General features: G+C 68.6%; 7 protein-coding genes and 1 riboswitch. Of the genes, 3 read left to right on the top strand and 4 right to left on the bottom strand.

Features of this window, described 5'->3' with window-relative positions; all coding sequences use genetic code 11:
• Positions 1-151: 151 nt before the first annotated feature.
• The 4 genes from ABZS97_RS31615 to ABZS97_RS31600 all read right to left on the bottom strand — a co-directional run bounded on the left by ABZS97_RS31615 (position 152) and on the right by ABZS97_RS31600 (position 4,852).
• Positions 152-1,645, bottom strand: coding sequence for a glycoside hydrolase family 3 protein (locus ABZS97_RS31615; RefSeq protein ID WP_356143208.1), 1,494 nt, complete (start codon positions 1,643-1,645; stop codon positions 152-154).
• Positions 1,646-1,654: 9 nt separating this feature from the next.
• On the bottom strand, positions 1,655-2,485 hold the full coding sequence (locus tag ABZS97_RS31610) for a carbohydrate ABC transporter permease (protein WP_356143206.1): 831 nt from the start codon (positions 2,483-2,485) through the stop codon (positions 1,655-1,657).
• Positions 2,482-3,477: a sugar ABC transporter permease gene (locus ABZS97_RS31605; RefSeq protein WP_356143204.1), complete on the bottom strand. Its 996-nt coding sequence runs from the start codon at positions 3,475-3,477 to the stop codon at positions 2,482-2,484. Before ABZS97_RS31605 ends, ABZS97_RS31610 begins: the two co-directional genes overlap by 4 nt.
• A 94-nt stretch (positions 3,478-3,571) precedes the next feature.
• Positions 3,572-4,852 carry an extracellular solute-binding protein gene (locus tag ABZS97_RS31600; RefSeq protein WP_356143202.1) on the bottom strand — a complete coding sequence of 427 codons (1,281 nt, stop codon included), beginning with the start codon at positions 4,850-4,852 and terminating at the stop codon, positions 3,572-3,574.
• 420 nt (positions 4,853-5,272) lie between these two features.
• Between ABZS97_RS31600 and ABZS97_RS31595 the strand changes: the two genes are divergently transcribed.
• The 3 genes from ABZS97_RS31595 (at position 5,273) to mctP (ending at position 8,112) form a co-directional block, all read left to right on the top strand.
• Positions 5,273-6,037: a GntR family transcriptional regulator gene (locus ABZS97_RS31595; protein WP_356143200.1), complete on the top strand. Its 765-nt coding sequence runs from the start codon at positions 5,273-5,275 to the stop codon at positions 6,035-6,037.
• A 159-nt stretch (positions 6,038-6,196) separates the two neighbouring features.
• Complete coding sequence (locus ABZS97_RS31590; protein WP_356143198.1) at positions 6,197-6,487, top strand: DUF3311 domain-containing protein; 291 nt, start codon at positions 6,197-6,199, stop codon at positions 6,485-6,487.
• The gene (mctP, locus tag ABZS97_RS31585; RefSeq protein ID WP_356143197.1) at positions 6,484-8,112 is read left to right on the top strand and encodes a monocarboxylate uptake permease MctP; all 1,629 of its coding nucleotides are present in this window, start codon (positions 6,484-6,486) and stop codon (positions 8,110-8,112) included. The genes ABZS97_RS31590 and mctP overlap by 4 nt, the downstream gene beginning before the upstream one ends.
• Before the next feature lie 164 nt (positions 8,113-8,276).
• A riboswitch (cobalamin riboswitch) is annotated at positions 8,277-8,418 on the top strand.
• The last annotated feature ends 65 nt before the right edge of the window (positions 8,419-8,483 follow it).

The raw sequence follows: 8,483 nt of genomic DNA, 5'->3' as shown, positions 1-8,483 counted from the left end.
CCACCCCCACCCCCACCCTTCAAACCCCCCGCCGGTACCCCCGCTTCCCCCCTGTGTCTCTTGTTGACCGTTGGTTTCCTCTCCCCATCGGGCCGCGGGGGGGCCGTGCCGGCGCCCCCGGCCACCTTCGTACTCGGGGCAGGGTGCGGGGCTACTCCCCCGCGATGACCTCCGCCGCCGCCCGGCCGCAGACCCGGGCCGCGCCGTGTGTGGCGATGTGCAGGGAGCCCCGGGGCGTGGCCTGCGGGACGCCCATCTCGACGACGAGGGTGTCGGGGCGGGCCCCGAGCAGGGTGTCGAGGGCGGCCGCCATCCAGGGGTGGCGGTGCTCGTCGCGGACGACGGCGACGATACGGCGGGAGCCCGCGGCCGCGAGGGCGTCCGCTCCGGCGCCGTCCCCCGCGAAGCTGCCGGTCCGCGTGCCGGGCAGCAGCCGGGCGAGCTCGGCCGCGACGCCCCACGGGGTCTCGTCGCCGACCGCGATGTTGGCCACGGGGGTCAGGGCGGCGACGTAGGGCGGGTCGGTGACGGGGGCGTACGCCTCGCAGGGCGTGACCGTGAGCGCCCGGCGGGCGGCGACGAGCCCGACGTCCGAGCGCACCCCACTCCCGTCGGCACCGCTGTCCCTCGCTGCGTCGGCCGTCCAGCGTGCCAGCGCGCGTACCCGTGCCGCCGCGTCCGCGAGCCGTTCCTCGGAGAGTTCCCCCGTGCGTACGGCCCGCACGAGGGCGTCGCGCAGGCGGCGCACCGTGTCGTCGTCGGCCAGGCCACCGCCCACGCAGATGGCGTCGGCGCCGGCCGCGACGGCGAGGACGCTGCCCCGCTCGATGCCGTAGGTCGCGGCGATGGCCTGCATCTCCATGCCGTCGGTGACGATGAGACCGTCGTAGCCCAGTTCCTCGCGCAGCAGCCCCGTGAGGATGCGCGGGGAGAGGGTGGCGGGGCGGTCGGCGTCCAGGGCCGGGATCAGGATGTGCGCACTCATCACGGCGCGGGTGCCCGCGGCGATCGCGGCGCGGAACGGGACGAGTTCACGCTCCTGGAGTACCGGCAGCCCCGCGTCGATGCGGGGCAGCGCGTGGTGCGAGTCGACCGCGGTGTCGCCGTGACCCGGGAAGTGCTTGGTGCAGGCGGCGACGCCCGCGGACTGCAGGCCGGTGACATAGGCGGCGGTGTGCCGGGCCACCAGAGCGGTGTCGGCGCCGAAGGACCGTACGCCGATCACCGGGTTGTCGGGGTTGGAGTTGACGTCCGCGGACGGCGCCCAGTTGAGGTTGACTCCGCAGGCGGCGAGGCGGCGGCCCAGTTCCGCGGCCACCTCGCGGGTCAGCTCGACGTCGTCCACCGCGCCGAGCGCGTGGTTGCCGGGGAACGAGGAGCCGGTGCGCACCTCCAGGCGGGTGACGTCGCCGCCCTCCTCGTCGATGGCGACGAGCACGTCGTCGCGTTCGGCACGCAACTGGCCGGTCAGGGCGGCCAGTTGCTCGGGCGAGGCGATGTTGCGGCCGAACAGGCCCACGGAGGCCAGGCCTTCACCGAGCCGGCGCAGCAGCCAGTCGGGTGCGCTGGTCCCGGTGAAGCCGGGCTGAAGGACGGCAAGGGCGTCGCGGGTGAGCGTGTCCGTGCCGGAGGCGATCGTCGTCATCTGGTGGCGTTATCCCTTCACGGCGCCGGAGGTGAGTCCGCTGACGGCCTTGCGCTGGAGGAAGACGAAGAGGATCAGGATGGGCAGGGCGAAGAGCGTGGCCGCGGCCATCGTCGCCCCCCAGTCGTCGCCGAACGTCGTCTGGAAGCTGGAGAGCCACAGCGGAAGCGTCTGCTTCTCGATGTCCTTGTTGAGGATCAGGACGAGCGGGAACTCGTTCCACGCCGTGACGAAGCCGAAGAGCGAGGTCGCCATCAGCCCCGGCGCCAGCAGCGGGAAGATCACCTTCACGAAGGCCTGGGTGCGGGTGCAGCCGTCCACCATGGCCGACTCCTCCAGCTCCTTGGGCACGGCGGCGACATAGCCGCGCAGCGTCAGGACGGTGAAGGGCAGCACCATGATCATGTAGAAGACGGTCAGCGGGACCAGGCTGTTGAGCATGTCCGAGTCCCGCACGATCAGGTAGATCGCGATGACCATGACCTCCCAGGGCGCCATCTGCGCGATCATGAAGGTCAGCACGAAACCGCGCCGCCCCTTGAACCGCATGCGGGCCAGCGCGAAGGACGCGAGCAGCGCGATGACGAGGGCGAAGACCACCGAAAGCACGGTGACCGTCAGGGAGTTGGCGACCAGGGTCCAGAAGTGGTCGGCGTTCACGGCCCGCTTGAAGTGGTCCAGGGTGATGTCGGTCGGCAGGAAGACCGGGGTGTCCGCGATGATGTCGCCGGTCGGCTTGAACGCGGTGGCGAACATCCAGTACACGGGGAACGCGAAGACGACGAAGAGAACGACGGCCATCGCGTTGGGCCACAGACGGGCCGTCAGAGAGCGCTTCACAGCTCGTCCTCCTCTTGCTTGAGAACGGTACGCAGGTAATAGGCGGTCAGGGCGAGCAGGATGAAAATCGTCAGGAACGAGATGGCCGCGCCCATGCCGTAGTGCTGGTTGCCGGGGCCCTCGACGAAGGCGTAGATCGGCAGGGTCTCGGTGAGCCGGTCGGGGCCGCCCTCGTTCATCGCGAAGATCTGCGGAAACGCCTTGAAGATCCAGATGACCTCAAGGAACGTCGTGGCCCACAGGAACGGCCGCAGGAACGGGAACGTCACCGAGGTGAAGCTCTTCCAGGTGCCGGCCCCGTCGATCGAGGCGGCCTCGTAGAGCTCCTTGGGGATCGTGGTCGTGGCGGCGTACAGATTGATCGCCACGAACGGGATCGACTGCCAGACGAGCAGCAGGGCGATCACGGAGAAGGTGGAGAGCTGGGTGCCGAACCAGTTGTAGTCGGCCATCGAGTGCCAGCCGGCCTTGTCCAGCAGCCAGTTGACGACGCCGAAGCGCTGGGCGAACAGCCACTGGTAGACGGTGGTCGCGGCGATCACCGGCATCGCCCAGGCGAGCACGAGGCCGAACAGCAGCAGCAGCCGCATGCGTTTGCCGAGCCGGGCGAGCAGCAGGCCGGTCAGCGTGCCGAGCACCATGATGAGGACGACGTTGACGGCGGTGAAGATCACCGACCGCTCGACGACCTTCCAGAAGTCCGAACTGCCCAGGACCTCGCTGTAGTTGTCGAACCCGTTCCACTCCGTGAGGTGCAGGATCAGCTGGCGCGGGTTGAGGTTCTGGAACGACAGCATGCCGTTCTTGACCAGCGGCCAGCCCAGCAGCACCACGGTGGCGAGCAGCGCCGGCAGCAGAAGCAGGTAGGGGGCGAAGGATCCGCCGCGTCTGTTCGTACGGGTGTCCCCGCCTCCGGGGCCGGGCGGGGCCCCGCCCGTCTTGCGGACACCCGGTGCCGGGACCGTGTCCGCGCGTTCGGTCTGCACTGACATGCTCGCCATCTCTCCAGATCGCCACTGGCACGTGCGCGCCGGGGGACGGTCAGCCGGCCTTGCGGTCGTCCGGCCGTCCCCCGGCGGAGGGTGATCAGCTCTTCTGCGAGAGCCGCTTGTTGATCTCGGCCTCGACCTGCTTGGCGGCGTCGGCCGGCGACTTGCCCTTCAGAACCGCGGTCATGTACGTCTTGATCGGGTTCGGGGTGTTCTCCACCGAGGCCCACTCGGGGATCAGCGGCGTCGTACCGCCCTGCGCGGCGGCGGGAGCGGCCGCCTCGGCGACGACGTTGCCCTTGAGGACGGAGTTGAGCGACTCCTTGTTCGGGATGACGCCGTTCTGCTTGGCGAGCGCACCCTCGAACTTGTCGGACAGGGCGAGGTTCAGGAACTCCTTGGCGAGGTCCTGCTTCTTGCTGCCCGCGGCCACCGCGAAGTTGGAGCCGCCGAGGAAGACACCCTCGGGCTTGTCGGCGGTCTCACCGGGGATGGTGAAGTAGCCGATGTCCTTCTCGATCTTCTTGTTGGCGGCGATGGCCGTGCCGGCCTCCCAGCCCATGCCGATGAAGGCACCGACGTTGCCCTTGGCGAAGACCTCGGCCTGCTGCGGGGTGGCCTCGTCCTTGTCCATGGGGGCCTTGGAGTAGGACTGGTACTTCTTGTAGATCTCCATGGCCGCGGTGACCTTGGGGTCGGCGAGGTTGGAGACGTACTTGTCGCCGTCCTTCTTCACCAGGTCGGCGCCCTGGCCGATGGTCAGGCCGTCGAAGAAGTACCAGTTCTGGCCGGGCAGGTAGATCGGCTCGGCCTTGGTCTTCTTGCCGATGGCGTCGAGGTCCTTGTAGAACTCGTCCCGGGTCTTCGGGGTGTCCTTGATGCCGGCGTCGGCCCAGACCTTCTTGTTGTAGATGACGACGCGGTTGGCGAAGTACCAGGGTGCCGCGTACTGCTTGCCGTCGAAGACCGCGGACGCGTTGAGGTTCTCGGCCCAGTCGGCGCCGATCCCGCTCTTCAGGTCGCTCAGGTCGGCGAGGCCGCCGGTCGCCGCGTACGCGGGGGTCTGGGTGTTGCCGACCTCGATGACGTCCGGCGGGGTCGACTCGGAGAGGGCGGTGGTGATCTTCTGCTGGATCCCGTCCCACTTCTGGGTCTCGAACTTCAGCGTCGCGCCGGTCTTCTTCTTGAAGGCCGCCTGCAGATCCTTGGTCCAGGCGGGCGGGGTGGAGCCGTCCATCGCCCAGACGGTCAGGGTCTGCCCCTTGTACCCGTCGGCTCCCGCCTTCTTGCCGCTGTCGCTGTCGTCACTGCCGCCGCAGGCCGCGACCGACACCATCATGCCCGCGATACCGATCGCGGCTATCAGCTTGCGCTTCACGCCACCCTCCTCAGGGATGCCCTCAAACCCCCCACGCTCCCCTGCGGTGACCGTTCTGGTGGGTACCGCCCAGCGGGGGCCGGGACTGGACCAATGGTGTAGACCAGTAGGGGGAGCTTGGCCTAGACCTAGAGGGGTGTCAAGGGTGAAGAAGCCCCTCCAGTCGTCCGTTATGGGACCTACATATGCAAGGACCTTTAAGTAGGTAACTAGCGAAAAGAGCAGGTCCGTTGGCGCACTTTCGAGTGGACCAATTCGGCGCGGTGGACTAGACCAGCGGGCGGCGCAACGGTATATAGAGGGGATCACGGAGCGTGCGCGGGATACTCACAGGGAACTCGCGCACGAAGCCGTGCCACGATGTGAGCCGTGGCCGTCGGGATGCCGGTCGCTTCGGCACGAGAGCCGGGAAGGCAGAGCATGAGCACCGACGTCAGCAGTGCGGAGAACGAGGGTGGGGCCCCCATCCGTACCGCGCGCGTGCCCAAGTACTACCGCCTGAAGAAGCACCTGCTCGAGATGACGGAGACGCAGTCGCCCGGCACGCCGGTGCCGCCCGAGCGGACCCTCGCCGCCGAGTTCGACACCTCGCGCACGACCGTGCGCCAGGCCCTTCAGGAGCTGGTCGTCGAGGGCCGCCTCGAACGCATCCAGGGCAAGGGCACCTTCGTCGCCAAGCCGAAGGTCACGCAGTCCCTCCAACTGACCTCCTACACCGAGGACATGCGCGCCCAGGGCCTCGAACCCACCTCGCAGCTCCTGGACATCGGCTACATCACGGCCGACGACACCCTCGCCGACCTGCTGGACATCACGGCGGGCGGGCGGGTGCTGCGCATCGAGCGGCTGCGCATGGCCAACGGCGAGCCGATGGCCATCGAGACGACCCACCTCTCCGCGAAGCGCTTCCCCGCCCTGCGCAGGTCCCTGGTCAAGTACACCTCGCTCTACACCGCGCTCGCCGAGGTCTACGACGTCCATCTCGCCGAGGCCGAGGAGACCATCGAGACCTCCCTGGCCACCCCGCGCGAGGCCGGCCTGCTCGGCACCGACGTCGGCCTGCCCATGCTGATGCTCTCCCGCCACTCCCTCGACAAGGACGGCGAGCCGGTGGAGTGGGTGCGATCGGTGTACCGCGGGGACCGGTACAAGTTCACGACCAGGCTCAAGCGGCCGCGGGACTGACCCCTCGGGAGCACTCCCCGACGCGTACCGCGAACACCCGAATTGGCCTTCACCGAATCGACATACCGATATGCGGACGAGGTCTTCCGCTGCGCGACACCGTGACCTAGATTGCCTGCGCGTTACACAGGTTGATCAGCGAGGGGACGGAGCCGCCGTATGTCAGAAGTGTCGGATGTGTCGGACGCGTCAGGTGCGCCTGCCGCGAAACCGCCGGTGGTGACACCGGTCCGAGTGGTCATAGGCCTCTGCCTGTTCGCGCCGTTCGTGGCGATGCTCTGGGTCGGCTCGTACGCGAAGGTCGACCCGGCCTTCATCGGCATCCCGTTCTTCTACTGGTACCAGATGCTGTGGGTGGTCATCTCCACGCTGCTCACGGTGACCGCGTACAAGCTGTGGCAGCGTGACCAGCGCTCCCGCGCGACCCAGGGCGGGGGTGTGTCCAAGTGAAGGACGGCGTGAACGGAGTCGCCCTCGGCGTCTTCATCTTCTTCTTCCTGGCCGTCACGGTCATGGGCTTCTTGGCCGCACGCTGGCGCAAGGCCGAGAACGACGCGACCCTCGACGAATGGGGCCTAGGCGGCAGGTCGTTCGGCACCTGGGTCACCTGGTTCCTGCTCGGCGGCGACCTCTACACCGCGTACACCTTCGTCGCCGTACCCGCGGCGATCTACGCGGCGGGCGCGGCCGGCTTCTTCGCGGTGCCGTACACGATCCTGGTGTACCCGCTGATCTTCACCTTCCTGCCGCGGCTGTGGTCCGTCTCGCACAAGCACGGGTACGTGACCACGTCCGACTTCGTGCGCGGACGCTTCGGCTCGAAGGGTCTGTCGCTGGCGGTCGCCGTCACCGGCATCCTCGCCACGATGCCGTACATCGCGCTCCAACTGGTCGGCATCCAGGCCGTTCTGGACGTCATGGGCGTGGGCGGTGGCGCGGGCACCAACTGGTTCGTCAAGGACCTGCCGCTGCTGATCGCGTTCGCCGTGCTCGCCGCGTACACCTACTCGTCCGGCCTGCGGGCCCCGGCGCTGATCGCGTTCGTCAAGGACGGCCTGATCTACCTCGTCATCGTGGTCGCGATCATCTACATCCCGATCAAGCTCGGCGGCTTCGACGACATCTTCGCCAAGGCCGGCGACGCTTTCTCCCAGGTCAACCCGGCGACCGGGAAGCCGCGCGGCGCGCTCGCCCCGGCCGAGCCGCAGCAGTGGACCTACGCCACGCTCGCCCTCGGCTCGGCGCTGGCGCTGTTCATGTACCCCCACTCGATCACGGCCACGCTGTCCTCGCGCAGCCGCAACGTGATCCGCCGCAACACCACGATCCTGCCGCTGTACTCGCTGATGCTGGGCCTGCTGGCGCTGCTCGGGTTCATGGCGATCGCGGCCGGGGTGAAGGTGCAGAACGGGCAGCTCGCCATCCCGCAGCTCTTCGAGAACATGTTCCCGGACTGGTTCGCGGGCGTGGCGTTCGCCGCGATCGGCATCGGCGCGCTCGTACCGGCGGCCATCATGTCCATCGCCGCGGCGAACCTGTTCACCCGCAACATCTACAAGGACTTCATCAAGCCGGACGCGACCCCGCAGCAGGAGACCAAGGTCTCCAAGCTGGTCTCGCTCCTGGTGAAGGTCGGCGCGCTGGTCTTCGTCCTCACCATGGACAAGACGGTCGCCATCAACTTCCAGCTGCTGGGCGGCATCTGGATCCTGCAGACCTTCCCGGCGCTGGTCGGCGGTCTGTTCACCCGCTGGTTCCACCGCTGGGCGCTGCTCGCCGGCTGGGCGGTCGGCATGGTCTACGGCACGGTCGCCGCGTACGGGGTCGCCTCGCCGACCCAGGCGCACTTCGGCGGGAGCTCGAAGGAGATCCCCGGCATCGGGGAGATCGGCTACATCGGTCTGACGGCCTTCGTGCTGAACGTGGTGGTGACGGTGGTCCTGACCTTCGTCCTGCGGGCGTTGAAGGCCCCGGACGGCGTCGACGAGACGTCTCCGTCGGACTACACGGCTGACGCGGGCGACCCCGGGGTCCAGGTGGAACTGCCGCCGGCCACGGCGGGGACCTCGCACTAGAGGCACGGAATCCCGAACGGGCCGCCGGAGAGATCCGGCGGCCCGTTGCCGTGCCCGGACCGGCGCCGGCGGCGACGGCGCCCCAGCATTCGCCACCCGCCCAAGAGTTGACGCTCCGGCACCCTTCGACAGCAGCGCGACACAACATGTGGGGGTGCTCCCGCAGCCCGGCACAAGATGTATGCTCGTGCTCGCTGTCGCCGCAGGGGAATCCGGTGCGAATCCGGAACTGTCCCGCAACGGTGTACTTGTGCGTGTATGCGCGCCTGACCAGTCCGAGGTCCTGCCGACAGCGCGCCCGGCCGACCGGTCCGGGTGCCAAGACGTCCGGGCCTCGCGGAGTGGGCCAGCTGGACGCGCGCCGGCCTGTC

It is taken from the genome of Streptomyces sp. NPDC005485 (assembly GCF_040606085.1).
Classification (GTDB): Bacteria; Actinomycetota; Actinomycetes; order Streptomycetales; family Streptomycetaceae; genus Streptomyces.
The sequence above is the reverse complement of the archived record's forward strand: the minus strand, read 5'-3'. Positions and strand labels throughout refer to the sequence as shown.

What these genes read in the sequence shown, in the direction of transcription:
- ABZS97_RS31615 (WP_356143208.1), bottom strand. Translation starts at nt 1,645, where the DNA reads ATGACGACGATCGCCTCCGGCACGGACACGCTCACCCGCGACGCCCTT.
- ABZS97_RS31605 (WP_356143204.1), bottom strand. Translation starts at nt 3,477, where the DNA reads ATGTCAGTGCAGACCGAACGCGCGGACACGGTCCCGGCACCGGGTGTC.
- ABZS97_RS31595 (WP_356143200.1), top strand. Translation starts at nt 5,273, where the DNA reads ATGAGCACCGACGTCAGCAGTGCGGAGAACGAGGGTGGGGCCCCCATC.
- ABZS97_RS31590 (WP_356143198.1), top strand. Translation starts at nt 6,197, where the DNA reads ATGTCAGAAGTGTCGGATGTGTCGGACGCGTCAGGTGCGCCTGCCGCG.